Raw genomic sequence first — 25,078 nt, 5'->3', positions numbered from 1 at the left:
GGCGCGTCAGCCCTTCTTGAACAGGCGCTTGACGAGGCTGACCGCGCCCAGCACCACCGCGCCCGCGACGATGCCGAACAAGGCGTTGAGCAACGTGGACACCAGCGCGTGAACGACGCCGCCCCCGCCGACCGCGGCGGCGGCGTGTTCGACGGCCGCATGCACCGGCGGGATGCCGTGGGTCAGGATGGCGCCGCCGACCATGAACATCGCGGCCGTGCCCACCACCGACAACGTCTTCATCAGAAAAGGCGCCGCAGCCACGATGCGCTCGCCCAGCCAGGCCACGCCGCGCGACGCTTTCTGGCTCAGGTACAGGCCCAGGTCATCCAGCTTGACGATGCCGGCGACCAGGCCGTAGACGCCCACCGTCATCCCGATGGCAATGATGGACAGCACGGCGACCTGGCGCGTGAAGTCGGCGCCGGCCACCGCGCCCAGGCTGATGACGATGATTTCCGCCGACAGGATGAAGTCGGTACGCACCGCGCCCTTGATCTTGGCTTTTTCAAACGCCACCATGTCGACCGACTGGTTCTGCAGCGCCTCGGCGCGCGCGGCGTGGTGGCCTTCGGGGGATTCGCCATGCGACAGGTACTTGTGCGCCAGCTTTTCGACGCCCTCGTAGCAGAGGAACGCGCCGCCCAGCATCAGGAGCGGCGTGATGGCCCAGGGTGCGAACGCGCTGATGAGCAGCGCCGCCGGCACCAGGATCAGCTTGTTGATGAAGGAGCCCTTGGCCACCGCCCAGACCACGGGCAGCTCGCGGTTGACCGGCACGCCGCTGACTTGCTGGGCGTTAAGCGCCAGGTCGTCGCCCAGCACGCCTGCCGTCTTCTTGGCCGCCACCTTCGTCATGACGGAAACGTCATCCAGAATGGTGGCGATATCGTCGAACAACGCGAAGAAACTGCTTCCGGCCATCAAGAACCCCTGTCGCCCTGTAAGGTGTTCCGAGTGTACAGGCGGCGCTCGCCGGTTTCATGCAACGGAGATGGCGGTTTTCATTCCTTTTGCTACATCGCCTCGATGCGCGGATAAAGATCGTGGTTCTCGCGCTGCATGCGCTCGTGGACGCGGCGCAGCACGGTGTTCGCGTCGTCCCGGAAGCCGCGTTCGTCCAGTTCCAGGCTGCGCGCGTTGTTCCAGCGCTTGGCAAAGCCTTCATACGCGGTGGCGATGGCGTCCATCTCTTCCTGGAACTCCCGCCCCTTGCGCGCCAACTCGGCGTCGGCGCTGCGCGCCACGGCCGGATACAGCGCTCGGTCCTCGACCGCCAGATGCAGCTTGATGGTGGCGCTCATGGCCACGATGCCCTGCGCGATCTCGGCCGCGTTGCGCGCCACGCCCGCCAGGGCCAGCTTGCGCAGCGACGCGATGCCTTCCAGGATATCCACGTGCTGCTGCTTGAATTTGTCGATATTCATACGGACCTCTTCCCTGCTGATGCCGCGGGGCCGGCGGGCCCCGCCCTTCCTTGCCGCGCCCGTCAGGCCGGGGCGCGCGCGCCCGCGTTTTCAAAGAGGATGTTGTTCTCCAGGTGGATGTGCGCCATCAGGTCTTCCTTGAACTGGCGAATGCCCAGGTATAGCGCGCGCCAGGTATTGCAGGCGGCGCGCGGCAGCGTCACGTTGTTGGTCAGGGCCATCAGGCGTTCGAGCGCGACGCCGTGGTCGTCGTGCTCCATGCGCATCACCATGATCGGCATGGACGCCATGGCGCCGTGACCGCGGGCCAGCATGGGGAACAGCACCTGTTCCTCTTTCTGCATGTGGCTTTCCAGTTCCTGCTGCATGGTGCGCAGGTGGTCGGCCAGGCCGGCCGGGCAGTCCGGGCTGTCGGCATGCACCTGTTCCACCTTAAGCGCCAGGCGGATGAGTTCCGGAAACTGCTGGCGATGGACCTCGTGGTAGCGGGCCAGGATGTGCTCGACCAGTTCGGCCGGGGACGCCAGCCCCCAGTCGATTTCCTGCGAGGGGTTCTGCGCCAGGGCCACCAGGCGGGCCTCGATCTGCGCGGGATCCAGCGAACGCTGCGCGGCCGCCTCGGCCAGGCTCTTTTTACCGCCACAGCAGAAGTCCAGTTCGAATTCGTGAAACACCTGCGTGGCGCCGGGAATGCTGCGGGCCAACTGGCCCAGGGATTGCTCAACCATGCTCATCGCGTCTCTCCAAAGATCATTGCGGTGCTTCTCTACTTGCGAAAACCGTGCCAGGAAAAACTTGCGAAATATCAACCACCTGCGATTTAAAGGGTAAATATCACCATTCGCTAGAAGGGTTCTATTCACCTTGCAACGGTAGAATTCACCCATGCAAAATCTCCTGCTTGCGGACCTGGTCGCCGACCTGCCGCCCGCCATCCGGCTTCAACGCCTGGTCTCCAGTCTTCGCACTCATTTCCGCTGCGGCGCCGTCGCGCTCTTGCAGCTTGAAGAAGACCACCTTCGCCCCATCGCGGTGGACGGCCTGACCCAGGATGCGCTGGGCCGCCGCTTCGCCGTGCAGCAGCACCCGCGGCTGGCGGCCATTCTGGGGCGGCGCGGCGTCACCTGCTTTCATCACGACAGCACCCTGCCCGACCCCTACGACGGACTCATCAATGGGATGGCAGGTGAACCGCTGCCGGTGCACGACTGCATGGGCACCAGCCTGCACATCGAGGGCAAGACCTGGGGCGTGCTGACGCTGGACGCGCTGGAGGTCGGCACGTTCGACATGGAGGCGCAGGCCGACCTGCGCGACTACATCGTGCTGCTCGAAGCCGCGCTGCGCACGACCCGCCTGGAGGCCGAGATCCGCGCCCTGCGCGTGGCGCGCGGGCAGGCGCCGGCGGACAGCGCCGCCCCCGCCAGCAGCGAGATCCTGGGCCAGAGCGACTCCATCGCCCGGCTGCTGCACGAGATCGAGGTGGTGGCCGATTCGGAGCTGCCCATTCTGCTGCTGGGCGAGACCGGCGTGGGCAAGGAGCTGTTCGCGCATCGCGTGCACGGGTTGTCGCGCCGGCGCGACCGGCCGCTGGTGCACGTGAACTGCGCCGCGCTGCCCGAATCGCTGGCGGAAAGCGAGTTGTTCGGCCACGCGAAGGGCGCGTTTTCCGGCGCCGTTGCCGACCGCCCCGGCCGCTTCGAAGCCGCCAACGGCGGCACCCTGTTCCTGGATGAAGTGGGCGAATTGCCGTTGCTGGTGCAGGCCAAGCTGCTGCGCACCCTGCAGAACGGCGAGATCCAGCGGCTGGGCGACGACCGCCCGCGCACCGTGGACGTGCGCATCGTGGCGGCCACCAACCGCAGCCTGCGCGACCTGGTGCGGGCGGGCGACTTCCGCGCCGACCTCTATCACCGCCTGTCGGTCTACCCGATACCCATCCCGCCCCTGCGCGACCGCGGCAACGACATCCTGCTGCTGGCCGGACGCTATCTGGAACTGAACCGCGCGCGGCTCGGGCTGCGCAGCCTGCGGCTATCCCCCGAGGCCGAGGAAATGATGCGGCGCTACCGCTGGCCGGGCAACGTGCGCGAACTGGAACACGTCCTCAGCCGCGCGGCCATCAAGGCCGTCAGCCACGGCGCCAGCCGCAACGAGATCGTCACGCTGGGCGCCAAGCTGCTGGACCTGTCCGACGGCGACATGCCGGCGTCGCTGGAAGACGATGCTGCCGAGGTCCCCGATGCAAGCGCGCCCGTGCAGTCGCTGCGCGACGCGGTCGACGCCTGCCAGCGTCAGGTCATCCGGCGGGCGCTGGACGCCAACCAGGGCAATTGGGCGGTGGCTGCGCGAGCGCTGGATGTGGACCCCAGCAACCTGCACAAGCTGGCGCGGCGTCTGGGCCTGAAAGCTTGAGCCACCGCCGCGCCTGAACGGCGTGGCTGCGTCTCCCCGCCTACATCAGTACGTCGCCCGCACCGCCAGCATGACGCTGCGCGGCTCACCGTAGTAGTTCGACCCGTAGGCCGCCCACACGCGCTGGTAGTAGACCTTGTCGAACAGGTTGTTCACCGTCAGCGTCGCATCCACATGCTTGTTGAAGCGGTAGCCTGCCTGCGCGGACACCGTGGTGTACGGGCGCTGCTCGAACTTCACCGGGCCGTTCAAGCGATACATGCTGCTGACGCTGCGCACGCCCGCCCCCAGCGACCAGCCTTCCATGGGCCCCGACGCGAACGAATACTTGGTCCACAAATTGAAGGTGTGGCGCGGCGTGATGAAGACGTATTGCTGCGACTTCTGGTCTTCCGTGCCCTTCAGCGTCTTGGTCGTCGTGTAGGCGTATCCGGCCGTGATGGCCCAGCCCGGCGCCGGACTGCCGCTGATCTCCGCTTCAAAGCCCTGGTTGCGCATCTTGCCCGCCGCCATCGAGAACAGCGGATTGTCCGGATCCGTCATGGCGCGGTTTTCGTCGTCCATTCGGAACAGCGCGACGTGGCCGTTCAGGCGCTTGTCCAGGAATTCGCCCTTCAGACCGATCTCGAACTGCTTGCCCGTGCGGGCATCCAGCGGCTGCCCGTTGGCGTCGGTGACCGTCTGCGGCGAGAAGATGCTGGTGTAGCTGGTGTAGGCGGACAGCTGATCGTTCAGATCCACCACCAGCCCGAGGTACGGCGTGAACTTGCCGTTGATGCTGGTGTCGGTGTTGGTGAACTGATTGAAGTAGGCGTTGCGGTTGGCCGTCTTGTTGTTCCACCAGGTCAGGCGGCCGCCGGCGATGATCGTCGCGGCATCGGCCACGCGCAGGTTGGTGCGGGCGTAAAGGCCGTACTGATGGGTCTTGCTGTCGTTGCCGTTGGTGAACTCGTAGTCCGGCTTGGGAATGTCGTTGTCGGGATGGTAGAGATTGATATCCGCCGTGTCCCCGCCCCCGTACTGGAAGTTCTTGTGGACGTTGCGGTAGTCCGCGCCCACGATCAGCTCGTGCGTGCGGCCAAAGGCATCGAACGGCGTGGACACGAAGGCATCCAGGCCATAGGTTTTCCAGTTGCTGCGGTACTTCCAGCTGACCAGGCACGTGTCGCCGGTCAACGGATCCACCGCGCAATCGGACCAGCCGAATTCGCGGCTGGGCTCGTCCTGCTCGCGGTACAAGCCGCTGACCTTGATGCGTCCGCCGTTCGACAGGCGATGCTCCACGTCCGCGAAGTACTCGGTGATTTCCTCGGTGATGTGGTTCCAACTGGGATCCAGATTGGTCGAGCGGCGCACGTCGAGCAGACGGCCGTCGGTGTACGCGGGCAGGCCGAAGAAGGGGCGGCCCTTGTACTGCTGGTACGTGGCGCCCGCCGTCAGCGTCGTGTCCGGCGTCACGTCAAAGCTCATCGTGCCGTAGAACAGCGGCTTGCGGGTGTAGACGCCGTCCACGAACGAGCGGCGGTCGTCGTAGGACGCGACCAGCCGGCCACGCAGCCGGCCGTCGCTATCCAGCGGTCCGGTGATGTCGGCTTCGGTGTAGTAGCGGTCCCACGATCCGGCCATGACCTGCCCGCTGAACGCAAAGTCCCGCTGCGCGCGCTTGCGCACCAGATTCACCGTGCCGCCCGGGTCTCCCGCGCCCTGGAACAGCCCGGCCGGACCGCGCAGCACTTCGATGCGGTCGTAGATGGCCAGGCCGAAGCCGGCCGACAGATCGTTGCCGGTGCTGGCGGGCGTGTTGACGCCGTCCACCTGGATCGTGTCCAGCGCGTAGCCGCGGGAATAGAAGTTCCCATGATTGCCGCCCACGCTGCCGGCTTCGACCGTGACACCCGTGACCGTGCGCATGGCGTCGTCCAGGTTCACGAGGTTCTGGTCGTCCAGCAACTGGCGCGTGACCACGGAAATGGACTGCGGAATCTCACGCAGGCTTTGCACGTTCTTGCCGATGGTGACGGCCGGCGTGGTGTAGGAACCCGTGCCTTCGGTCGTGGCAAGGTCGCGGCCCGTGACGGTTACCGGCGCCAGCGTCGTGGCGTCGCTGCTGCCGCCGCCGGACGGCGCCCGCACGATGAAGCCCGCCCCGCTGGGCACCGCAACCAGCCCGGAGCGCGCCAGCAGCCGATCCAGGGCCGCTTGCGGCGTCAGCCGGCCCGAGACGGCCGGCGCTTGCAGGCCAGCCACGGCCCCGGGGCTGAACAGAATCTGCACCTGCGCCTGACGGCCCAGGCTGACCAGCGAATCCGCCAGGCTGCCCGCCGCCAATTCAATGGCTTGCGCTTGGGCAGCCTGCGCATGGGCGGGACGGGACGTCAGGGCGCCCGCCGCCAGTACGGTCATCGACAATGCGCACAGCAGCGCGTAACGGCCAACGCTGGGCCGGCAATGGAAATGGCGAGACGCCATGGTCTATCCCCACGAGAAGAAGTGAACTTTCACTGGGGAAGACGCACGAGCGGCCAGAACCCGAACGTGTTGGGAAAAATAATTATTCGCAAACAAGGACTGGCCGGCAGCTTAGCGGCTGGCGACCACCGCCGTGCCGTCCGGCCGGCGATTCACCGTCACGGGCAGCAGGCTGGGCAGCACATCCAGGAACGCCTCGGGTTGGCGCAGGTCCAGCGTGCCCGACAGCCGCAGACCGCCGGCGCGGGCATCCGCGACCAGCACGGGTGCCTCGCGATGCAGCGCCATGTACGCCGCCAGTTGCTGCACGGTCATGTCATGCACCACCACCACGCCGTCCTGCCAGGCGCCGATCTCGGTCAACGGCACGCGCTGCTCGCGCACCTGCCGGCCGGGGCCGCGCGCAAGCCGGACCGTATCGCCCGCCTGCAGCCGCCGGACGACGGGCGTCTGCGCATCGCCGGATTCCAGCAGCACGACGCCGCTGCGCACGCCCACCTGCAAGGTGTCCGGCAGGAGCAGCACGTTGAACTCGGTGCCGATATCGCGCAGCCGGGCGCCGCCCGCCTCCACGATCAGCGGACGCCGGTCGGCCGCCGCGTCGATGAAGACTTCGCCGCCTTCGATGCTGATGCGCCGCTCGGCCAGCGTGTATTTCACGGTGACGCGGGTGCCGCCGTTGGCGTGGACCTGCGTGCCGTCGGGAAGATCGACGCTGCGGGTCTGCGTGGCGGCGTTGGCCAGCGTCGTGTAGCTGACCGGCAGGTATTGGTACGCGGCAGCGACGGTCAGCGCCAAGGCCGCGGCCACGCATCCCCATTTCAGGTAAGCGGCAAATCGCGGTGGACGCGGTGCGGGCGTCTGCGCTGCCTGCCGGGGTGCGGGACGCGGCAGCGCCGCCATGTCGTCCCAGACCTGGGCAAGGCGTTCATATTCCTGGCGATTTAGCGGCGACTCGGCCAGCCATGCCTGAAAGTCGCGCTCGGCAAAGGCATCGAGCGCGGCCTCGCGGCGGCGCAGGAACCATGCGCTGGCGACGGCTTCGGTAGCGGATAAAGGTTGGGATGGGTTCATCAGGCTTCGCCCTGAACGCGACGCTTGCAATGCGCCAGAGCCAACTGCAGGTGCTTTTCCACCGCGCGGACCGAAATGCCCATGCGGCTGGCGATCTCCTCGCAGCGCAGCTCATCATACCGATAAAGCAAAAACGCTTCGCGCTGGCGCGCCGGCATGTCGTCGATGGCAGCCTGCAGCAAACGCAGGCGCTGGTTGGCGTCGGCGCGCGCTTCGGGCTGCAGGCCCGCGTGCGCGGCCAGGCTGTCCGCGGGCGGCTCGAACCCCTGATCGTCCAGGCTGGCCACGACGTGCTCGCCGCGCACGCCCTCGCGCCGCCAATGATCGCGCAGCAGATTGCGGGCGATTTCATACAGGTACGCGCGTGGCTTTTCCAGCTGTTCGCCGCTCTTGCTTGCCGCGAGCCATTTGGCGAAGGTCTCCTGCGCCAGATCCTGCGCGGTATCCGGCGAACGCTTGAGCTGCCGGTTCAGAAACCCGACCAGCTCGGCGTTCCACGCCTTGTATGCCTCGGCCACCACGCCGAAGAACCGCTCCCCCATGATGCCCCTAAGGAAAGTACCGGCGCATGGCCACAGCAAGCCGGCGCGCATCCAGGGCGTGATATTAGATGTTAATGATTCCTATTGCAGCTGTTTTGTTCGGCAGCCGCGTTCAGCGTGGCCCCCCAGCAACGTGCACGACCGAACGTGCACGGCCGCTGGGGAGGCAGACCTGGCGCACAGGTCTACATCGCGTAGCGCACGGTCAGCATGGCGTTGCGAGGCGCGCCGTAGATGTTGTAGAAGATGCCGTAACCCGGGGTGCGCAAGTATTCGCGATTGAACAGGTTGTTCACCGACAGCGCGGCGTCCCAATTCTTGTTGATCTGATAGCCCACACGCGCGGACACCGTCATGTACCCGCCTTGCCGCATGGACGACGTGTACACATCGCTTTGCGCCTGCACGCCGGTGCCCACGCGCCAGCCCACCAGCGCGCCCCCGAAATCGTCGCGGCCGAAGCGGTACTGCGTCCAAAGCTTGAACAGGTGCTTGGGCAGCACGTCGGCAGCAAAACGTTGGCCCACGTTGGCCGGGTTCGAGTCCTGAAGGTACTTGGCATTGGTGTAGGTGTAGCCCGCCGAGATATCCCAGCCCGGCGCCGGACTGCCGCTGACCTCCGCTTCCCAGCCCTGGCTCTGCACCTTGCCGGCGGGCCGATAGCACGCGCCGTTCACCGTACCGTCGCAACCGATGTGCGCTTCGTCCGTCATGGCGCGGTTCTGGTCGCGGATGCGGAACACCGCCAGCGACGCATTCAACCGGCCGTCGAAGAACTCGCCCTTGATGCCCGCCTCGGTCTGCCAGCCCACGCGGGGCTTGAGCGTCTGGCCGGTGTAGTCCTTCTGCGTCTGCGGCACGAAGATGTCGGCGTAGCTGGCGTACACGGACACCTGTTTGCTCACATCCCAGACCACGCCGCCGAAAGGCGTGAACTCATTGCTGACATCGGCCGCGCTACGCGTGTAGTCGGACGCCACCGGCGACACGTCGCGGCTCTTTTCGGAATAGTCGGTCCAGCGGCCGCCCAGCACCAGGGTCAATGGGTCGGCGAGCTTGAAGCGGCCCGTCGCGTACAGGCCCGACTGCGTCGTGATGGAGTTGCTCTTGTTGATGACAGGCTGGTCGTAGATGGCGCCGAAATCGTGGTCGTTCAGCGGATCCCAGTCGGTCAGCGTCGCGAACCGGCTGCCCGTCGTGGAGTCGTAACGCGCGTAGTTGTAGCCCAGCGTCAGGGTGTGGTCACGGCCCAGCATGCGCACCGGGCCGGATACGTGAATGTCGCCCTGGTCCCACTTGAAGTCGTTGGCGATGCGCCCGACGCTCATGCCGCTGCGTCCCGTCTCCACATCCAGCGGCGCGGTGACGAAGGCCGAGTAGCCGCGATAGCGCGTGTCGCGGTGCAGGTAGGCCGCCTTCAGCTCCCAGCCCCCGCCGAAGCGGTGCGTCAGGTCGGTGCCGAGGTCGTAGGTGTCCATGTTGGACATCTTGCTGGGCCCGACGTAGTCGTGGCGCGCAGGCAGGCTGTCGTCCGCGTACAGCGGCAGGCCATTGAAATTGCGGAAGCGACGCTGGTTGTACGCGGCGGTGAGTCCAATCGTGGTGTTGGGCGTGAAGTCGTACTCCAGCACGCCGTAGAGCGTCGTGGGTTCCGAACGGCCGTAGTCATAGAACTTGTCTTCGGCCTCGTAGGCGCCCACCAGCCGGCCGCGCAGCGTGCCCGCGCCGTTCAGGGCGCCGCCGCCGTCGGCTTCGATCCGGCGGTGGTTCCAGGACCCGACCGAGGCGGACGCCGAAAAATGCGCCACGTCCAGCGGGCGCTTGCGCACGTAATTGACGATGCCGCCCGGCTCGCCGGTGCCGGTCAGCAGGCCCGACGGGCCGCGCAGGATCTCCACGCGGTCATAAATGGCAAGATCCATGTGCGGGCTGTAATCCTGCTGCGGCAGGCCATCGTACTGGGTGCTGGTGCTGAATCCGCGCGCGCTGAATTTCTCGGTGCCTTCGTAGTCCGAAGGCGTCATGCCGGTCACGTAGCTCAATGCCTCGGCCACCGTCGTCAGGCCCTGGTCGTCCATCTGCTGGCGCGTCATCACGGACACCGATTGCGGAATCTCACGAAGCGACTGGGCGCCTTTGGTCAGGGTGACCGCCCTGGCCGCATACGAGCCCGACCCCTCGGTCGTTGCGCTGCGCACGCCGCTGCCGTCCACACGGACAGCATCCAGCGTCGTTACACCATCGCGGCCCGGCGCCGGCACCAGCACGTAGCCGACGGCCGTCTTGCTGGCGCGATAGCCCGTGCCCTGCAGCAGCGCATCAAAGCCTTCGTTCACGCCATAACGTCCGCGCAGCCCCTCTGTGCTGATTCCGTCCAGGGCACGCACGTCCAGCACGATTTCGGCGCCAGATTGCTGGGCATAACGGCTGAGCGCGGGCGCAAGCGGTCCGGCGGGAATGTCGTACGCCATCGCCGCCGACGGTGCGGACTGTGCCTGCACGGCAGGCGGCTCCAGCACAGCCAGCGCGGCGGCGATGGCCAGCGGCAGATGCCGTGCAAGGGTAAGGCGGCGGATGCGGCCGGAGGGGTACGCGTTGGCGCGCGGCGCGCCACGGCTAAGGAATGCCATGTCTTCGGGTCCTGTTCGGGTGTTCTCTTTCCTTGACGAGCGAGAATCCCGAACTGGAACCAGCATCACCAATTATTTTTTGAAGCGATATCAGGGCGCCGCCGGCAGGTCCACGCGCACGAGATAAGGCGTATAGGTCCGGATGCGCAGGCCGGGCAGGTTTGCGGCCAGCAACTGCAGGGCGCGGTCGGTATCGTCCAGCGGCAACACCGCCGAAATGCGCAGGTGGCCGATGGCGGCGGCGTCGTACTGGATGTGGCCGCTGCGGTGGCGGTTCAGCGTGTCCAGCACCTCCGCCAGCGGCCGGTCCTCCACGAACAGCCGATGCTGCGCCCAGGCATCCTCGACGCTGCGCGGATCGATCGCCGTGACCAGGCCCAGGCCATCGGGGCGGATGCGCACGGCCTGGCCGGCCTCGATCAGGGCCGATTCCGCGCTGCGCGCTCGGCGCTGGTCCGCGGTCTGTACCGTGACCTTGGATTCCAGCACCCGCAGCACTGTCGAATCTTCCTCGCGGCTGACCACGAAGCGCGTTCCCACGGCCCGCATGGCGCCGTCGCGCGTCTCGATCACGAAGGGGCGGGCCGCGTCCTTGGCCACGTCGACCAGGATCTCGCCCTGCAGCAGCTCGATCGTGCGGCGAGCGGCGTCGTAGCGCAGGTTGACCGCGCTGGCGCTGTTCAAGGTGATGCGCGTGCCGTCCGCCAGCGTCTGGGTCTTCCACTGCCCCGTTCCGGCGCGCACGTCGGCCAGCAGATAGGACGGCGGATAGGCTTGAAGCGCCATCCACGCGGGCACGGCCAGCGTGCACGTCAAGGCCAGTGCCGCCACATAGGTCTTGATCCGGCGGCGCTTGCCTTGCATGGCCAGCATCGACGCCACCGCGGCATTGCCCGCACCGCCCGTGCCCGTGCTGCGAACGTCGCTCACTTGTCCCAGGAGCCGCTCCATGCCGGCCGCCGCGGCGGCGTGGCGAGGATCGGCCCGCTTCCATGCTTCGAACTGCGTGCGCGCGCGCTCGCGCTCGATGCCGTCGTCGGCCGAAAGCGCCACGATCCATTGCGCCGCCTGGGCGGCCAATGCGTCATTGTCGGAGACGGTCGCGGACATCTGCGGCTTTCCGTGTCAGGCGAGCAGACGGCCGCAGTGCAGCAGGACCTGCACCAGATACTTCTGCACCATCTTCGTGGACACGCCCAGATGGCCGGCCACCGCGGCATGCGTCTGCCCGTCCAGGTAGTGCAGCAGAAAAGCCGCACGCGCCTTGGCCGACACGCCTTCCAGGACACGGCAGATCTGGTCCAGCGCCTGCACGGCGATCAGCAATTGCTCGGGGGACGGATACTGCGGCAGGTCCTCGGCCATCAGCTCGAGTTCGGCCAGATAGGCGCGTTCAAGCTGCTCGCGGCGAGCGCGGTCGATCAACAATCGTTTCGCGGTCGTGGTCAGGTAGGCGCGCGGCTCGTTGATCTGCAGACGCTGCCCCATCAGGACGTCGCGCGATGCGAGAAGACGTTCGAACGTGTCCTGCGCGACGTCCGCGGCATTGTGCGCACAACCCATGCGTTTGCGCAGCCAGCCAAACAGCCAGGAATGATGGTCGCGGTACAGCGTGTGCAACTGCTGCTGTACACCCGATTCTGCGGCCAACACCCCTCCCGGCGATCCCTGAGATCAAATCTAAATGAGAATTTTTCCGAAATTTAAACCAAAAGAATGCCGCGTGCAAACCGGCGGGCCATCGCCCAAAAAGCAGAAGGGCCGCCCCCGTAACGAAGGCGGCCCTGTCTGGTTATTGCAGCGTGCAGGAGCGGCGATCGGCGCTACCGGCCGGCTCGCATCGCGCCGTCACTCTGCCCGGGAATGCGCATCCACCATCAAGCGGCCATGCGTGATCGCGGCGTCGACCGCCATGCCGGGCGTGGCGACAAACCCGCCGGCGTCGAACAGCGGCACGGCATGCGGCTCGCCGAGCCGGTCCATATCGCCCGCCAATTCCACGGCGACCGTTGCGGTAAAGGCCGGCCTGCGCGCGTTCCCGATGGAAACCCGGGACACGCTCGCGGTAAGCCGGTAGCCCTTGTAGACCATATTGTTTTGAAGCATGGGACCTCCAATATCTGACCGATAGGCCTTGCGGCCGCCGATCACAATGCGCGAATCTGCGTCGCGTGAGGGCCCTTGGCGCCTTGCGCGGTCACATAGCTGACACGCTGATTTTCAAGAAGCACTTTGTGGCCGTCGCTGACGATCTCCGAGAAGTGCGCAAAGATGTCCTTGCCACCGTCCTCGGGCATGATGAAGCCAAAACCCTTGGCATCGTTGAACCACTTCACAATTCCGGTTTCCATTGACGCTTTCCTTTAAATGCGGGCGGACCCGCGAAATGAGGCCAGTCAAGGAAAGGATCGCGAACAATTAGGCGCCCTTTGAGGGTGCACGACCGGACGAAAATCACGATGCTCGAAAAGCTTCTAGGCCACTATGGGCGGCGTTCAGGGGGAAGTCAACGCGCTTTGTGCTTAATGCGTAACCAAATCACCTCAGCGCGCAAGCCGGCCGCCCAAAGCGCGTATGCTGGGCGCGTGGTGCTTGAACGCGCGTCGCCTCGCCGTATCGCCATATGAGGAACAACCCGTGGTCATTCAGCGCCAGCCCCTGCCGCCAGTCCCCTGCTCCAATGATTTTTCCGCGATGACGGCGGGCGCTGCGTGAGCGTCATCAGAAGATCCATCGCCCGGTTCGCCAACGCGTGCATCAAACGCCTACCTTCGACGCCACCGCCGTCCGGCGGCCGTAGCGACATCCGGCGCGATCCGCATCCCAGTCGCGCCACCATCTCGTCGCCCTGGCGCATTTACCGCATCTATGCCCGCCCCGGCCATCTGCTGCTGCGTAACGAGCAAGGCCACATCCTGAATCTGGGCGTGATGAAGGGCGCTGAACCCAATCTGCGTTACCGGCTGTTCGCACGAGACCTGCAGGGCCGGGGGTTCGCCACGCGCACGCAATTGCTGGACGACATTGCGCGACGCATCGAAGCGGGTGAAGTCAGTGATGAACTGCAGACGCTGCCCGCATGGGACAGGTCGCTTGGCGCGGATCTGGACCGTGGCACGCATACGGACGTATCGACGAAACTCGGCCGATGAATACCCCCACCGAAATCCTTGACGCCTACGAACGCATGGGCTGGAAGAACAACGACCCCATGGCGCAGACGCTGCAGTGGCGGCGGGACGCGCCGGCAACGCTGGCCTGGTCGGTGTTTCGCTGACAACGGCGCTGCCGCGCAGGTCAGCCCTTGGGCATCTCGCGCTTCAAGCAGGTATTGACCACGTCGGACACACCCTTGCCCAGCCTTTCCATATCCGGCGTCGAACTCTTGGTGGACAGAAGCTGGTCCAGCTGCTTGAACTCTTCGTACGGCACGGACTTCTGCAACCCATCGACCACGCAGTTGCAGTAGCTGGCGGCGACAGATTCCGCCTTGGGCGTGACCGGGACCTTGGACTTGAAGCCCGCCACGCAAGAGCTGTAGGTTTCGCGCTGAACCTCGGGCGGATACGCGTCCTTCTTGCCGCAGGCGGCAAGCACCACCAGCGACATCAGCCCCAAACCGGCCGCGACATACAAAGACTTTCTTGCCATGGAATCTCGCTCCTGATGCGATAAAACCGGCACATTGTGGCACGGCAGCATCACGAAACTGCGATAAGGTGTCGGCCCTGCTTACCTGCGCACCCAGATCACTCGGAGCCCGCCGCGCCATGACACCCGACAGTTCATCCGCCCACCCCGTCGCCATCGATCCCGATCAGGTGGGCGAATACCCCGCCATGACCAAATCGGGCGGCGGCTATTTCTACGACGACGTCCTGGAGTATCGCGTGTGGGTGCACCCGCATGCGGGCGGCGAAGACCTGCACGACGGCGACGATTACTACTACGCCTTTGACACCTTTGAAGACGCCGCGGCGTTTTCGCAAGACACGCCGGGCGCGGAACAACCGCTGGTGTTGGTGCGGCAGTTGGAGTCCATCAACGAGCCCACGCCAGGCGTCTTTGAACACTACACCGAGGAACGCATCACCGAATGGCGCGTGGAATGGCTGGCAGACAGCAAGCGCACCGCGACCTCCATCGCCGACTTCCTGAAACGCCGCGGCGTCTGACCTGCGCGGGCCTGACGCCCTCGCATCAGCTCATGTACACGCCGCCGTTGATGGCGTAGTTGGCGCCGGTGACAAACGCGGCCTCGTCAGACCCCAGCCACACGCACAGCCCGGCCAGGTCCTGCGCGGTGCCCAGCCTGCCCACCGGCACGCTTTCGACGATGCGGTCCAGCAGCGCCGGCGGGAAGGCGCGGACGGTATCGTCGGCGATGAAGCCCGGCGACACCAGGTTCACCGTCACGCCGCGCGCGGCGACTTCCTGCGCGAGCGAGCGCGTAAAACCGATGACCGCGCCCTTGGCGGTCGCGAAGTTGATCTGGCCGATCTGGCCTTTCTCGGCCGCGACCGATCCGATGTTGATGATCCGCCCCCAACCCCGGTCCGCCATGCTGTCGACGACCTGCTTGGTGCTGTTAAAGAGCGTGTCCAGGTTGCTGCGCAGGACGGCCGACCAGTCGGCGTGACTCATCTGCCGAAAGCGCATGTCCAGCATCGAACCGGCATTGTTGACCAGCACGTCGATCTCGCCGACCTCGCGCCGGACCTTGGCGAACGCGGCCTCGGTCGACGCCCAGTCCGTGGCGTCGCCTTCCGAGGCGATGAAGTCGTAACCCAGCGACTTCTGTTCCTTCAGCCAGTGGTCCTTGCGGGACGAACGCGGACCGCAGCCGGCGACCACGCGATGGCCGGCGCGATGCAGCGCCTGGCAGATCGCGGTGCCGGTATGGCCCATGCCGCTGGTGACGTAGGCGATGCGCAAAGCCATGGTGCTTCCTTTCAAAGTCGTGCGGCAGGCGCCGCGGGGAATCAGGCGGCCGCGCCGACCAGGGGGAACAGGCCGAACGCCAGGGCGGCAAGCAGCATCACCATGCAGACCATCGTGGCCCACTTCAGCGCATAGCGCTGGTGGTCGCCGAACTCCACGCCGGCCAGGCCGACGAGCAGGTAGGTGGACGGCACGAGCGGGCTGAGCAGGTGGACGGGCTGGCCGATCAGCGAGGCGCGCGCCATCTCGACGGGCGTGATCCCGTAGCCTTGCGCGGCTTCGCTCAGGATGGGCAGCACGCCAAAGTAGAAAGCGTCGTTCGACATGAAGAACGTGAACGGCAGGCTGACCAGCGCGGTGATGCCCGCTAGATACGGTCCCAGCGCGTCGGGAATGACCGCGAGCAGGCTGCGCGACATGGCTTCGACCATGCCGGTGCCCGACAGAATGCCCGTGAAGATGCCCGCCGCGAAGATCAGCGACACCACTGACAGCACGTTGCCCGCATGCTGCGCCACGCGGCGGCGCTGCTCGGCCAGGTTCGGGTAGTTGATGATCAGCGCAATCGCGAACGCAATCATGAACAGCACGGGCAGCGGCAGCACGCCCAGCACCAGACTCACCATCAGCGCCAGCGTCAGGCCCGCGTTCACCCACAGCAGCTTGGGGCGGCGCAGGTCGTGGTCGACCTCGATCTCGGGCAGGTTCTTCGGACCGTCCTCGTCGTAGCCGGCGTGCAGCGACGCGCCTTCCGGCAGCGCCAATACGCCCAGCCGGCGGCGTTCGCGCAGGCCCAGGAAGAACGCCAGGATCAGGATCGCCACGATCGACACGCCCATCACGGGCACCAGCGGCACGAAGATATCGCCCGCATCCACGTGCAGCGCGCTGGCCGCGCGCGCCGTCGGTCCGCCCCACGGGGTCAGGTTCATGACGCCGCTGGCCAGCATCGCCAGGCACGTCATGGACAGCGCGTTCATTTTCAGGCGCCGGTACAGCGGCAGCATCGACGCCACCACGATCATGTAGGTGGTGGAGCCGTCGCCGTCCAGCGAGATCACCAGCGCCAGCACGGTCGTACCCACCACGATCTTCAGCGGATCGCCCTTCACCGCGCGCAGGATGCGGCCGACGATGGGGTCGAACAGGCCCGCGTCGATCATCACGCCGAAGTACAGGATGGCGAACATCAGCATCACGCCGGTCGGCGCGATCTTGCGGATGCCGTCCAGCATCATCTTGTCGATGCCCGCGCCAAACCCGCCGAGCAGCGCAAAGATAATGGGGACAAGGATGAGGGCGACAAGCGGCGACAGGCGCTTGGTCATGATCAGCGTCATGAACGTGATCACCATGCCGAAGCCAAGCAGGGTCAGAAGCATGAGGGTTATCTCCAGCTAGTCGTTGTTATGTGTGCCCGCCTCCGGCTGGGGAAGCGGGAACGCAAGACTAGGAAGAAAAGCTGTCTGGAACCTGTCGTTTTTGTTGGCGGCGGAGAGACATTCGCCGCTTGGGAAGCCCTTTTCCCGCCGGGCCGCCCCAAGGGAAAAGCGCCCCCTCGGGGGGCAGCTAGCGTGCGCAGCGCGCGCGGCGTGGGGGCTGTCCATCATGCGACAATCGGCGCTATGCGTATCTTGGTAATCGAAGACGATGAAGATTTGTCCGACGCACTCGTGCGCCGGCTGCGTCGTCTCGGCCATGCGGTCGACAGCCAGAGCGACGGCCTGAACGCCGATGGCGTGCTGCAGTACGAGACCTTCGATCTCGTCATTCTGGACATCGGCCTGCCGCGCATGTCGGGGTTCGACATCCTGCACCGGCTGCGCGATCGCGGCAGCAAGACGCCCGTCCTGGCGCTGACCGCGCGCATCGACATCGAGGACCGCGTGCATGCCCTGGATACCGGCGCGGACGACTACCTGGCCAAGCCCTTCGATTTTCGCGAGCTGGAAGCCCGCTGCCGCGCGCTGCTGCGCCGTCCCAGCCCGCAGGCCACCGGCACCCTGCGTTTTGGCGAACTGGTCATCGACAGCGCGGCGCGGCAGGTGACACTGGCCGGCCGTCGCATCGACCTGCCCAAGCGCGAATTCAGCCTGCTTGAAATCTTGCTGGCCGGCATGAACCGCGCTGTCAGCAAGAGCGAAATCGCAAATAAGCTGTTCGCGTTTGACGACGACGCCGCGCCCAACGCCATCGAGGTCTACATCGCCCGGCTGCGCCGCAAGCTGGAAGGATCGCCCCTGCGCATCGAGACGCAGCGCGGCACCGGCTACCTGCTGACGGCAGCGGAAGGCGCGGACGGCGAGCCCGCGGCCGCGCCGCATCCGTAGCGGTCCGCAACGCCATGAACCGGCCGCGTTCCGAGCAGCCCCGCCGTATTTCCGTGCGTCGCCGGTTGCTGACCGTGCTCGGCGCGCTGTTCGCGGTCGGGCTGGGCGCGATCTACCTGCTGGTGCGCGGCTATGCGCACCAGACCGCCGACACCACCTACGACCAGCTGCTGCGCGCGTCCGTGCTGTCCATGGCCGACAGCCTGCAGCTCGTGCAGGGCGAGTGGCAGATGGACATGCCCTATGCGGCGCTTGCACTGCTGGAGCAGGCGCCGCGCGACCGCGTGTTCTACCGGGTGGCCTCGGCGCGCGGTGCGCTGATCTCCGGATACGGCGACCTGCCCGCGCCGCCCGCGCGCGGCAACGCCGACGCCAGCACGCCGCAGCTCTATGCAACCGAATACCAGGGCGAACCGGTGCGCGTCGCGTGGATGGAACGCAAGGTGGCCGGCCCGCAAGAGACCGAGACCGCGATCATCCAGGTCGCCCAGACACGCGAGGCGCGCAACGCGCTGGCCGAGCGCATCCTGTGGCAAGGAACGCTGGCGCTCATCGGCTTTACGGCGGCCGCGCTGGCGCTGGCCTATTGGGGATTGCAGCGGTCGCTGTCGCCCATCCAGCGGGTCGAGCGCGAGCTGGCCGGCCGCACCGCGTCGGACCTGCATCCCATCGCCGCGCCGGTGCCCGAGGAACTGGACATGCTGGTTCATTCGCTGGACGGCTTCATGGGCCGGCTGTCGGAAAACCTGGACACGCTGCGCCTGTTCATTGCCGAGGCCGCGCACCAGCTGCGCACCCCGCTGGCCGCGCTGCATGCGCAGATGGAGGTTGCGCTGGACGAGGACGATCCGGCCGAGCAGCGGCGCAGTCTTCTGGCCGTGCTGCGCAACGCGGAAAAGCTGTCGCGGCTGGTCAACCAGCTGCTCAGCGACGCCAGCGTCATTCACCGCAGCAATGTCCGGCAGTTCCAGCCCGTCGACGTGGCCGAACTGCTGAGCCAGGCGGTGTACGACACCGTCCCGCAGGCGGACCCGCAGCCTGATGTCCGGCTGCATCTGCCGTCCGCCAACGAAGGCAAACCGCCGCGCGTCTTGGGCGACAACCTGATGCTGCGCGAAGCCTTCAAGAACCTCATCGACAACGCCTTGCGCCACGGCGCCAACGACGACGGCCACATCGACGTGCGTCTGGATCCGCACGACGGCGGTTGGCGCGTCACGGTGTCCGACCAGGGGCCGGGCATTCCGCCGGCGCTGGCCAACACGGCCTTCGAACGGTTTGCGCGCGGCCCCAATCCGCGCTCGCCCGGCGCCGGGCTGGGCCTGTCCATCATCAAGCGCGTCGTCGACATTCACGGCGGCACGCTCAGCCTGAGCAACCGCGTGGGCGGTGGACTGGACGCCGTCATCACCCTGCCCGCCACTCCCTTGCCCGCCCGTGCCGATCATGCGTGACGCCCTATCCTTTCTGCGCGGCCTGACCGCGATCGCCGCGCTGACGCTGTCCGCGATCAGCCACGCCGCCGAAGTGAGCAGCAGCGGCCTCACGCTGGGTCCCGCAGATAGCAGCAACGTGCTGGTCGTGCACGCGTCCAACAGCGTGCAGGTGTTTCGCGGCGTGCTGGAAGACTTCAGCAGGCTCAATCCGTCCGTGCGGCTGGAATACACCGAGCTGTCGACGCAGGAACTCTATAGCGACACCGTTGCCCGCGCCGCGAAGGCGCCCGGCGTTCCGTCGGGGCCCGACATCGTCATCAGCAGCGCCATGGACCTGCAGACCAAACTGGTCAACGACGGCTACGCGCGCGTGCACATCTCGCCGCAGACGCGCGCCCTGCCCGGCTGGGCGAACTGGCGCGATGAGGTCTTCAGCATCGGCACCGATCCCATCGTGATGGTCTACAACACGCGCAAGCTCGATGCCGCGCGCGTGCCGCACACCCGCCGCGAACTGCTGTCGCTGCTGCAGGCGCCCGACCAGCCGCTCGCCGGCCGCATCTCCACCTACGACGTGCAGGGCAGCGGCATCGGCTATCTGGCGGCCACGCAGGACACGCGGCTGGACAGCATGGCGGGCGCGCTGCTTGGCGCCTTCGGCCGCAATGGGGTGTCCATCCACGAGTCCACCGAACACGCGCTGGACAAGCTGGAAAGCGGCGACGTGACGCTGGCCTACAACCTGCTGGAGTCCTATACCCGGCACCGCATCGACAACGGCGCGCCGCTCGCCATCATCTACCCGCAGGACTACACGCTGATGCTGTCGCGCTCGGCCATCATTCCGAAGCAGGCGCCGCGCGGCGACCTGGGCGCGCTGTTCCTGGACTATCTGCTGTCGGCGCGCGGCCAGGATGCGCTGGCGCGCGAGTCCGGCATGCGGCCGGTCAGCGCGTCGGTCGTGCCTGCAGCCGGCGTGCGGCCCGTCGCGCTGGGCGTCGGCCTGCTGGTGTACCTGGATCCGCTGAAAAAGCGCCACTTCCTGGACCTGTGGCGCGCGGCGATCTTTCCGCCGCGCTGACGCCGCGCTGGCCCGGTGCTTAGCGCAGCGCCACGCTCATGCCGCCGTCGGCCATCACCACCGCGCCCACGATGTAGCTGGCCTTCTCCGACGCCAGAAACGCAATGACCTCCGCGATCTCGCGCGGCTCGGCCGCCCGCCGGATCGGCGCGTTCTTGCCGTGCTCGGCCAGAAAGCCGGGACCGTCCGCATGGATGTGGTTGGTGATGTTGGTGACCACGTCGCCCGACCCCACGGCGTTCACGCGGATGCCGTGCTCGATGGCCTCCAGCGACAGGGCGCGGGTCAACTGCGCCAGCGCGCCCTTCGACGCGGCATAGGCCGCAATGGTGGGAAAGGCCTGGTAGCAGGCGTATGAACCCACGTTGACGATCGCGCCACGGCCCGCCGGCGCCATCACCCGCATCGCTTCGCGCGAGAACAGGAACGCGCCGGTGGCGTTCACGGCAAGGATGCCGTTCCAGTCGTCCAGCGTCATGTCGATCACCGGCTTGTTGATGATGACGCCCGCGTTGTTCACCAGGATATCCAGCCTGCCAAAGTGGTCCATCGCGGTCTTGACCGCCAGTGCGGCGCTGTCTTCCTGCGAGATATCGGCCACCAGGGGCTCGACGCCGGGCCGCGTGAGCGCGCGCACGGCGTCATCCCGGTCCACCGCCACGATGCGCGCGCCCTGCGCATGCAGGAGTTCCAGCGTGGCCAGGCCGATGCCGCTGGCGGCGCCGGTCACAATGGCGGTCTGGCCGGAAAAAGGTTGGTCTTTGGAAGTCGTTGCAGTCATGGGTAATTCCTTTGGGTTGATCGTTCAGTACGGGCTGGCCGTCGGGCGCACCACCACTTCGCTGACGTCCACGTCGTCAGGCTGTTCGATGGCATAGGCAATGGCTCGGGCGATGGCGTCGGGGTGCAGGGCCACGCGGCGGAACGACTGCATGGCCACGCGCGCGGTGTCGTCGGTGATGGTGTCGGCCAGCTCCGATTCGACGACGCCGGGGCACACCACGGTCACGCGAATCTTGTCGGTCTCCTGGCGCAGACCGTCCGAGATCGCGCGCACCGCGAACTTGGTCGCGCAGTACACCGCCGCCGTCGGCGACACGGCGAGTCCGCCGATGGAAGACACGTTGATCACCTGTCCATGTCCCTGGCGCTCCATGCCCGGCAACACGGCCGCGATGCCGTGCAGCACGCCGCGGATGTTCACGTCGATCATGCGGTCCCACTCGTCCACCTTCAGCGAATTCAGCGGTGAGAGCGGCATCACGCCCGCGTTGTTGACGATCACGTCCACCTGCCCGTAGGCCGCCTCGGCGCCCTGCACGAAGTCCCGCATGTCTTCGGCCGACGTGACGTCCAGCGCACGAAACGCCGCTATCCCGCCGTTTGCCCGAATCTCTTGCACCTGTGTTTCCAGCCGGTCCGTGCGGCGCGCGCCCACATACACGCGGTGGCCCTGCGCGGCCAGCTGCCGCGCCGTGGCCTCGCCGATGCCGCTGCTGGCACCGGTGATCAGCACCACTTTGGATTGCCGGCTTTGAGTCGAAGTCATGGTTGAATCTCCAAGTCGTTTGCGTGAATGAAATGCTAAGGATTGCGGCGCCGCGCGCGAATACCTGCGTCTATCGCACCCTTGCCCATTCCTATCGCGCACCCTGTTCCGCCCCGATGGGCGCCGGTAGAATGTCCCGAACCGGAACCGAACCACGGATGCCTCATGACGCTGCCGCCCAGCCCGCTGTCGCGCGAAATGATTGCCCTCATCGACCGCCTGGCGCCCAACGAGGGCTACAGCCTGTCCGCGCTGGACGGCGTGCGCTTCATGCGCTCGGACCGCCCGCTCGGCCGCACGCCGGTGCTTTACGAGCCCGGCATCGTCATCGTCTGCCAGGGCCGCAAGCTCGGCTTTCTGGGCAACGAAACCTACGTCTACGACGCGCAGCACTTTCTGGTGCTGTCCGTGCCCCTGCCCTTTTCCACGGAAACGCAGGCCAGCAAGGAAGAACCCATGCTCGCGGTGTCGATACGGATGGATCTGGCCACCGTGGCCGATCTGGTGGTGGCGATCGACAACCGATCGGGCGAAGTTCTTGAAGCCGCGCCAGATAAAGGCGCAGGCGCCCAAAGCCGCGACGCGCCGCTGGGCATTGCCTCGACCCCGCTGTCCGAGGAACTGGCCGACGCCACCGTGCGCCTCTTGCGTGCGTTGTGCCATCCGCTCGATGCCGAGATCCTCGGCCCGGCGCTGGTGCGCGAGATCTGCTTTCGCGTCCTGAGCGGCGAGCAAGGCGGCGCCCTGCGCGCCGCGCTGGCGCACCCGGGCCGCTTCGGCCGCGTCGCGCGTGCGCTGCGCCGCATTCATACGGACTATTCCCAGCCGCTGGACGTCACGCACCTGGCGCAAGAGGCCGGCATGAGCGTCCCCGCGTTTCACGTCAATTTCAAGGCGGTGACGCAGACCTCGCCCATCCAGTACATCAAGTCCACGCGGCTGCATCAGGCCAGGCTCATGATGATCCGCGACGGGCTGACGGCCGCGTCGGCCTCGGCCCGCGTCGGCTATGAAAGCGCGTCGCAGTTCAGCCGCGAATTCAAGCGCTTCTTCGGCCGCACGCCGGTTGAGGAAGTGCGCGACATGAAGGCGTCGTTCGCGCTGTCGCCCGCTGCTGCCATCGGCGATTTCGCGTCCCGGCACTGAGGCTGGCGCGGCGGCCCATCGTGTAGCATTCGGCGCAACTGTTGCAACCCTTACGAATCACGATGTCCAACGACTCCCGCGCCATTGGCCTGCATCACAAGACCGCCCAGCAGATCCAGGATGAAACGCTTGCCGCCATTCATGGCTGGTTCGACAAGCTGCAGGCGCGCGACGACATCGACGCGATCGTGGCCCGCACGCCGCTGCAGGCCGGCATCCACAGCGAGATCCTGCTGGAATACGAGCCCTCGCGCATCATGTTCGACGTCATGCCCAGCTGGGAGCCCGACGACGAGGACGGCCTGCGCGCCGAAGGCCGCAACGGCCCGCTCAGTCCCGAAGCCATCCACCAATCGCTGGCGCCCGTACTGCGCGAGGCGGTGCTTGAACGCATCGCGCGGCTTGCCGGCAAGCCGCACCTGGATCACCACTTCCGGTTTCGCGCGCAGTTCCCCACCACCGAGGGCCGGCTGCGCCTGACGCTGGTGGACCACACCGACGAGGCCAAGCAGCAAGGCCTGCGCGAACGCGTGGCGCGATACGTGGACCAGGCGGTGCTGAACGGCACCGAGCCCACCGGCCGCCTGCACATCAGCCTGCTGTGCCGCCATCTGCTGGACGAACGCCTGTTTCCCAAGTTGGATTACCCCTGGCTGATCTCCGTCTTTACGCGCGTGCTGGCGCTGAACGCCGGGCAGGAGTCGCTATCGGAGCAGCGCGGCGCCATCATCCATGCGCTGCGGCGCTGGTCCGAGGAGCAGTATCTGCCGCGTTATTTCGACGTGGCGCAGAACGCCTTCCGCGCGAACACCTACACGCTCAAGCCCGGCGCAACACTGGATGCCCATGACCGCGGCATCGACCTGCTGCTGTACGCCGCAACGCTGATCCTGCGCTTCGAGCCCGGCTATGCGCGGCCGCTTGGTTTGACCTTTCTGGAGCTGGCGCGCGAAGTGGGCAGCGCGCGTGCGCACACCATGCTGGCCAGCGGGAGCGGCGCCATTCCGGCCGACCGCGCGCGCTTGGCGAACGAATCCGTCACCTGCGCCGCCAACGACGTGCTTGCCACCGTTGCCGTTGCGATCCGGCAGGAATCGCCGGAAGCCTACCGCCAAGCGTTGGACTTCATCGCCGGCCTGTTGCGCGCGGGCTTTCCAGCCGGCTACCGCATCGAATTGAAAAGCCGCGCGCGCCACTACCTGCCCATCAAGGGCCTGGCCAAGTCCGACACGCATCGCTTCTTTGCCAACGCCGCGCAGCACCCCGAGGCGCACGATGCGCTGGAGAACTACGCGCGCGCCGCCATCCAGCCCTACGAGTGGTATTCCGATTCGGAGGCCGAGAAGGCCTGCCTGTCGGGCACGTACGCGACCTTCGCGCTGGGCCTGGCCGGCGCCAGCCGCTTCCCGCTGCTGCGCCACTACATGGATCTGGTGGACGACGAACACCAGTCGGTGCAAGACCGCTACACCACCGTGTTCCTCGAACAGCATGGGCTGACGCCGGACACCCTTGCCACCGTCGTGGCATGCCTGTGCGTCTGCACGGATGGCTTCAAGCCGCCCGCCGGGTTCGCGATTGAAGATGCGCAGACACTGGGCCTGCTTGCAGACGCGGTGGCCGGGCTGCCCGACCACCACAGGGCGCATGTGCGCGAACGGCTGTACGGATCCGACAAGAAGCTGGCCGCGCTGGCCCGCAAGGCGGACGAGCCGAAAAAGGCGCTGCTGCTGCAGCTGCTGGCGCAATAAGCATGGCGTTGCGACACGGCGATTTACAGGCGTTTCGCGCCGGTTGAATTTTCCTGGTATCGCCGCATCAACACGCGATTTTCCTTGCGGGCAAGCGCAGCAAAATCGTCATCGCGCGCAAATTTGCGACGATAATCTGCGCTGGGCTCGCCGCGATCACCACACGCTACAGGCAGCGCGCTCTCCGCTTTGATCCGCAGCAGCGGTGCGCCGCCAAGCCTTGCCGGCCGGCGCCACCTACCACCATCTGTGACACGTAGCAGCGATTACGTTTGAACCAGAGTTGG

The 25,078-nt window shown here is 66.5% G+C and carries 25 protein-coding genes; 9 read left to right on the top strand and 16 right to left on the bottom strand.

The features are described 5' to 3' along the window. Positions 1-6 precede the first annotated feature (6 nt). The 3 genes from CLM73_RS05880 to ytfE form a co-directional block, all read right to left on the bottom strand. A complete protein-coding gene (locus tag CLM73_RS05880) occupies positions 7-924 on the bottom strand; it encodes a DUF808 domain-containing protein (protein ID WP_105237705.1) in 918 nt (305 codons plus the stop codon). Between the two features lie 92 nt (positions 925-1,016). After that, positions 1,017-1,427, bottom strand: a complete 411-nt coding sequence (locus tag CLM73_RS05875; RefSeq protein ID WP_105237704.1) for a hemerythrin domain-containing protein — start codon at positions 1,425-1,427, stop codon at positions 1,017-1,019. Positions 1,428-1,489: 62 nt separating this feature from the next. Next, positions 1,490-2,161 (bottom strand): iron-sulfur cluster repair protein YtfE, encoded by a 672-nt coding sequence (gene ytfE / locus CLM73_RS05870; protein WP_105237703.1) that lies wholly within the window; start codon positions 2,159-2,161, stop codon positions 1,490-1,492. A gap of 151 nt (positions 2,162-2,312) precedes the next feature. Here ytfE and norR point away from each other — a divergent pair, with 151 nt between their 5' ends. Continuing rightward, on the top strand, positions 2,313-3,842 hold the full coding sequence (gene norR / locus CLM73_RS05865; RefSeq protein ID WP_105237702.1) for a nitric oxide reductase transcriptional regulator NorR: 1,530 nt from the start codon (positions 2,313-2,315) through the stop codon (positions 3,840-3,842). Positions 3,843-3,887: 45 nt separating this feature from the next. Here norR and CLM73_RS05860 read toward each other — a convergent pair whose 3' ends face one another. From CLM73_RS05860 to CLM73_RS05825, 8 genes are all read right to left on the bottom strand, one after another. Next, positions 3,888-6,311 (bottom strand): TonB-dependent siderophore receptor, encoded by a 2,424-nt coding sequence (locus tag CLM73_RS05860; RefSeq protein WP_105237701.1) that lies wholly within the window; start codon positions 6,309-6,311, stop codon positions 3,888-3,890. 111 nt (positions 6,312-6,422) lie between these two features. Then, positions 6,423-7,385, bottom strand: a complete 963-nt coding sequence (locus CLM73_RS05855) for a FecR family protein (RefSeq protein ID WP_105237700.1) — start codon at positions 7,383-7,385, stop codon at positions 6,423-6,425. Continuing rightward, on the bottom strand, positions 7,385-7,927 hold the full coding sequence (locus tag CLM73_RS05850) for an RNA polymerase sigma factor (protein ID WP_105237699.1): 543 nt from the start codon (positions 7,925-7,927) through the stop codon (positions 7,385-7,387). The genes CLM73_RS05855 and CLM73_RS05850 overlap by 1 nt, the downstream gene beginning before the upstream one ends. A gap of 185 nt (positions 7,928-8,112) precedes the next feature. Next, a complete protein-coding gene (locus tag CLM73_RS05845; protein WP_105237698.1) occupies positions 8,113-10,557 on the bottom strand; it encodes a TonB-dependent siderophore receptor in 2,445 nt (814 codons plus the stop codon). 90 nt (positions 10,558-10,647) lie between these two features. Continuing rightward, positions 10,648-11,667: a FecR family protein gene (locus tag CLM73_RS05840; RefSeq protein WP_105237697.1), complete on the bottom strand. Its 1,020-nt coding sequence runs from the start codon at positions 11,665-11,667 to the stop codon at positions 10,648-10,650. Positions 11,668-11,682: 15 nt separating this feature from the next. Then, on the bottom strand, positions 11,683-12,210 hold the full coding sequence (locus tag CLM73_RS05835) for a sigma-70 family RNA polymerase sigma factor (RefSeq protein WP_105237696.1): 528 nt from the start codon (positions 12,208-12,210) through the stop codon (positions 11,683-11,685). A gap of 195 nt (positions 12,211-12,405) precedes the next feature. Then, entirely contained in the window at positions 12,406-12,663 is a 258-nt protein-coding gene (locus CLM73_RS05830) for a hypothetical protein (protein WP_105237695.1), read from the bottom strand. A 41-nt stretch (positions 12,664-12,704) separates the two neighbouring features. Further along, complete coding sequence (locus CLM73_RS05825; RefSeq protein WP_056568357.1) at positions 12,705-12,908, bottom strand: cold-shock protein; 204 nt, start codon at positions 12,906-12,908, stop codon at positions 12,705-12,707. Between the two features lie 360 nt (positions 12,909-13,268). On the opposite strand from CLM73_RS05825, the gene CLM73_RS05820 reads away from it, so the two are divergent. Next, a complete protein-coding gene (locus CLM73_RS05820) occupies positions 13,269-13,709 on the top strand; it encodes a hypothetical protein (RefSeq protein ID WP_105237694.1) in 441 nt (146 codons plus the stop codon). Continuing rightward, on the top strand, positions 13,706-13,834 hold the full coding sequence (locus CLM73_RS29300) for a hypothetical protein (protein WP_267896115.1): 129 nt from the start codon (positions 13,706-13,708) through the stop codon (positions 13,832-13,834). The genes CLM73_RS05820 and CLM73_RS29300 overlap by 4 nt, the downstream gene beginning before the upstream one ends. Positions 13,835-13,854: 20 nt before the next feature. Here CLM73_RS29300 and CLM73_RS05815 read toward each other — a convergent pair whose 3' ends face one another. Continuing rightward, entirely contained in the window at positions 13,855-14,208 is a 354-nt protein-coding gene (locus CLM73_RS05815; protein ID WP_234015816.1) for a hypothetical protein, read from the bottom strand. A 119-nt stretch (positions 14,209-14,327) separates the two neighbouring features. Here CLM73_RS05815 and CLM73_RS05810 point away from each other — a divergent pair, with 119 nt between their 5' ends. Further along, complete coding sequence (locus CLM73_RS05810) at positions 14,328-14,732, top strand: GCN5 family acetyltransferase (RefSeq protein ID WP_105237692.1); 405 nt, start codon at positions 14,328-14,330, stop codon at positions 14,730-14,732. A gap of 25 nt (positions 14,733-14,757) precedes the next feature. On the opposite strand, the gene CLM73_RS05805 is transcribed toward CLM73_RS05810, so the two are convergent. Both CLM73_RS05805 and CLM73_RS05800 read right to left on the bottom strand, forming a co-directional pair. Then, complete coding sequence (locus CLM73_RS05805) at positions 14,758-15,498, bottom strand: SDR family oxidoreductase (RefSeq protein WP_105237691.1); 741 nt, start codon at positions 15,496-15,498, stop codon at positions 14,758-14,760. Positions 15,499-15,539: 41 nt separating this feature from the next. Then, a complete protein-coding gene (locus tag CLM73_RS05800) occupies positions 15,540-16,880 on the bottom strand; it encodes a CitMHS family transporter (protein WP_105237690.1) in 1,341 nt (446 codons plus the stop codon). A 243-nt stretch (positions 16,881-17,123) separates the two neighbouring features. Between CLM73_RS05800 and CLM73_RS05795 the strand changes: the two genes are divergently transcribed. From CLM73_RS05795 to CLM73_RS05785, 3 genes are read left to right on the top strand one after another with little or no spacing between them, the layout of a single operon-like run. Next, on the top strand, positions 17,124-17,828 hold the full coding sequence (locus CLM73_RS05795) for a response regulator transcription factor (RefSeq protein ID WP_105237689.1): 705 nt from the start codon (positions 17,124-17,126) through the stop codon (positions 17,826-17,828). 14 nt (positions 17,829-17,842) lie between these two features. Next, entirely contained in the window at positions 17,843-19,282 is a 1,440-nt protein-coding gene (locus CLM73_RS05790; protein WP_105237688.1) for a sensor histidine kinase, read from the top strand. Beyond that, a complete protein-coding gene (locus CLM73_RS05785; RefSeq protein ID WP_105237687.1) occupies positions 19,275-20,345 on the top strand; it encodes an ABC transporter substrate-binding protein in 1,071 nt (356 codons plus the stop codon). The genes CLM73_RS05790 and CLM73_RS05785 overlap by 8 nt, the downstream gene beginning before the upstream one ends. A gap of 19 nt (positions 20,346-20,364) precedes the next feature. On the opposite strand, the gene CLM73_RS05780 is transcribed toward CLM73_RS05785, so the two are convergent. Beyond that, complete coding sequence (locus CLM73_RS05780) at positions 20,365-21,126, bottom strand: SDR family NAD(P)-dependent oxidoreductase (protein ID WP_105237686.1); 762 nt, start codon at positions 21,124-21,126, stop codon at positions 20,365-20,367. Positions 21,127-21,150: 24 nt separating this feature from the next. Further along, positions 21,151-21,894: an SDR family oxidoreductase gene (locus CLM73_RS05775; RefSeq protein WP_105237685.1), complete on the bottom strand. Its 744-nt coding sequence runs from the start codon at positions 21,892-21,894 to the stop codon at positions 21,151-21,153. A 165-nt stretch (positions 21,895-22,059) separates the two neighbouring features. Between CLM73_RS05775 and CLM73_RS05770 the strand changes: the two genes are divergently transcribed. Both CLM73_RS05770 and CLM73_RS05765 read left to right on the top strand, forming a co-directional pair. Next, positions 22,060-23,040 (top strand): AraC family transcriptional regulator, encoded by a 981-nt coding sequence (locus CLM73_RS05770; protein ID WP_105237684.1) that lies wholly within the window; start codon positions 22,060-22,062, stop codon positions 23,038-23,040. Positions 23,041-23,102: 62 nt separating this feature from the next. Beyond that, positions 23,103-24,791, top strand: a complete 1,689-nt coding sequence (locus CLM73_RS05765) for a DUF6138 family protein (RefSeq protein ID WP_105237683.1) — start codon at positions 23,103-23,105, stop codon at positions 24,789-24,791. The last annotated feature ends 287 nt before the right edge of the window (positions 24,792-25,078 follow it).

Source organism: Achromobacter spanius (genome assembly GCF_002966795.1).
Classification (GTDB): domain Bacteria; phylum Pseudomonadota; class Gammaproteobacteria; order Burkholderiales; family Burkholderiaceae_B; genus Achromobacter; species Achromobacter spanius_D.
Note: the sequence above shows the minus strand (reverse complement) of the source record. Positions and strands in the feature narration are given on the sequence as shown.

Coding starts and splice junctions, on each gene's coding strand:
- CLM73_RS05880 (WP_105237705.1), bottom strand. CDS start 924: ATGGCCGGAAGCAGTTTCTTCGCGTTGTTCGACGATATCGCCACCATT.
- CLM73_RS05875 (WP_105237704.1), bottom strand. CDS start 1,427: ATGAATATCGACAAATTCAAGCAGCAGCACGTGGATATCCTGGAAGGC.
- ytfE (WP_105237703.1), bottom strand. CDS start 2,161: ATGAGCATGGTTGAGCAATCCCTGGGCCAGTTGGCCCGCAGCATTCCC.
- norR (WP_105237702.1), top strand. CDS start 2,313: ATGCAAAATCTCCTGCTTGCGGACCTGGTCGCCGACCTGCCGCCCGCC.
- CLM73_RS05860 (WP_105237701.1), bottom strand. CDS start 6,311: ATGGCGTCTCGCCATTTCCATTGCCGGCCCAGCGTTGGCCGTTACGCG.
- CLM73_RS05855 (WP_105237700.1), bottom strand. CDS start 7,385: ATGAACCCATCCCAACCTTTATCCGCTACCGAAGCCGTCGCCAGCGCA.
- CLM73_RS05850 (WP_105237699.1), bottom strand. CDS start 7,927: ATGGGGGAGCGGTTCTTCGGCGTGGTGGCCGAGGCATACAAGGCGTGG.
- CLM73_RS05845 (WP_105237698.1), bottom strand. CDS start 10,557: ATGGCATTCCTTAGCCGTGGCGCGCCGCGCGCCAACGCGTACCCCTCC.
- CLM73_RS05840 (WP_105237697.1), bottom strand. CDS start 11,667: ATGTCCGCGACCGTCTCCGACAATGACGCATTGGCCGCCCAGGCGGCG.
- CLM73_RS05830 (WP_105237695.1), bottom strand. CDS start 12,663: ATGCTTCAAAACAATATGGTCTACAAGGGCTACCGGCTTACCGCGAGC.
- CLM73_RS05825 (WP_056568357.1), bottom strand. CDS start 12,908: ATGGAAACCGGAATTGTGAAGTGGTTCAACGATGCCAAGGGTTTTGGC.
- CLM73_RS29300 (WP_267896115.1), top strand. CDS start 13,706: ATGAATACCCCCACCGAAATCCTTGACGCCTACGAACGCATGGGCTGG.
- CLM73_RS05815 (WP_234015816.1), bottom strand. CDS start 14,208: ATGGCAAGAAAGTCTTTGTATGTCGCGGCCGGTTTGGGGCTGATGTCG.
- CLM73_RS05810 (WP_105237692.1), top strand. CDS start 14,328: ATGACACCCGACAGTTCATCCGCCCACCCCGTCGCCATCGATCCCGAT.
- CLM73_RS05805 (WP_105237691.1), bottom strand. CDS start 15,498: ATGGCTTTGCGCATCGCCTACGTCACCAGCGGCATGGGCCATACCGGC.
- CLM73_RS05800 (WP_105237690.1), bottom strand. CDS start 16,880: ATGCTTCTGACCCTGCTTGGCTTCGGCATGGTGATCACGTTCATGACG.
- CLM73_RS05795 (WP_105237689.1), top strand. CDS start 17,124: ATGCGTATCTTGGTAATCGAAGACGATGAAGATTTGTCCGACGCACTC.
- CLM73_RS05790 (WP_105237688.1), top strand. CDS start 17,843: ATGAACCGGCCGCGTTCCGAGCAGCCCCGCCGTATTTCCGTGCGTCGC.
- CLM73_RS05785 (WP_105237687.1), top strand. CDS start 19,275: ATGCGTGACGCCCTATCCTTTCTGCGCGGCCTGACCGCGATCGCCGCG.
- CLM73_RS05780 (WP_105237686.1), bottom strand. CDS start 21,126: ATGACTGCAACGACTTCCAAAGACCAACCTTTTTCCGGCCAGACCGCC.
- CLM73_RS05775 (WP_105237685.1), bottom strand. CDS start 21,894: ATGACTTCGACTCAAAGCCGGCAATCCAAAGTGGTGCTGATCACCGGT.
- CLM73_RS05770 (WP_105237684.1), top strand. CDS start 22,060: ATGACGCTGCCGCCCAGCCCGCTGTCGCGCGAAATGATTGCCCTCATC.
- CLM73_RS05765 (WP_105237683.1), top strand. CDS start 23,103: ATGTCCAACGACTCCCGCGCCATTGGCCTGCATCACAAGACCGCCCAG.